Origin of the sequence: Gilliamella sp. B2887 (assembly GCF_026537015.1) — a bacterium.
Classification (GTDB): Bacteria; Pseudomonadota; Gammaproteobacteria; order Enterobacterales; family Orbaceae; genus Gilliamella.
The window spans coordinates 1-1,078 of record NZ_JAFNMX010000028.1; the positions used below are offsets into that span (position 1 = coordinate 1).

Genomic DNA, 1,078 nt, shown 5'->3' on the forward strand with positions numbered 1-1,078 from the left:
TTGTCATTGTCATTGTCATTGTCATTGCTATTGTGATAATTGTTGTTATTGTCGTTATTGTTGTTGCTATCTTCCTCTTCCCCGTCTTTCTCTGCCTGACCGTGTGTGGTCAGACCTTTGTAATGCTCATCATAACGGTAATCGGTGCCATAAGTGGTGGTGTCTTTCGGTTGGCTGTTGACTTCACCAACGAAACTGGCGTTGGCATCGCGGTAGTTATAATCCTGCACCTTAACCGAGGATTCGACGACCTGACTGCGCAAGGTGATGTCCCAGACACTTTCCCGTCCACCATCCAGGGTGCCACTGGGCGGTTGGTAACGGATATCCGACGCCTGCCCATACCCCTGCTCGTTATCACTGATGACCATCACATCACAATGATGCTCGCCATGCGTTTCAAACCGGAAATACACCCCCACATCCGCCAGCAGTCGTTGAATGAATGCCAGGTCACTTTCCTGCCATTGCGTGATGAATTCTCGCTCCGGATAGTGATGGTTTAATTCCAGACGATAATCCACCCCCGTATAGCCATGACTGCGCAGCACTTCTTCAACCACACTTATCACGCTTTGTTTCTGAAAAATGGCATAATTGTGACTTAACCCCAGTCTTGCCAATGGTGAGGATAAGACCACCTGATAGCGGACCTCGTCGTGACTGACCGATAACTGTCCAAATGTGGTTATCACGCCATAGAGCGTACGTGATGCACCTTGTGAGAATAAGGCGTTCAATGAATTGAGTGGCGTGTTTTGCTTTAACCCGTTTAAGGGCGCTGTCGCGCTTTGAGGATTGACCGACGACTCGGAGGGTTTTAATTCGTGCAATGCATCAAATGGGGTGCTGGCGTTCAGTAAGTCTGAGGCACCCAATGCCAAAGAGGTCAAATCGGCATGAACAGGATTGAAACGAAACCAGGCTTTTTGATTGAGAAACGATTCCGCATCCAGATGTGGATGTGGGCTGGTAAAGGTGATGGTGTAATGCCAGGGCTGGTTGAGTTGTTCATTGCCGGCAACCTGTAAAACCGAAATCGGCGCGCTTTGACCATCGACAGTTAAGGTATAGCGAT

At 48.9% G+C, this 1,078-nt stretch carries 1 protein-coding gene; it reads right to left on the reverse strand.

Going from position 1 to position 1,078, the window contains the following annotated elements; all coding sequences use genetic code 11:
- The coding region (locus J3U13_RS11355) for a type VI secretion system Vgr family protein (RefSeq protein ID WP_267342171.1) at positions 1–1,078 on the reverse strand (1,078 nt) is incomplete at both ends.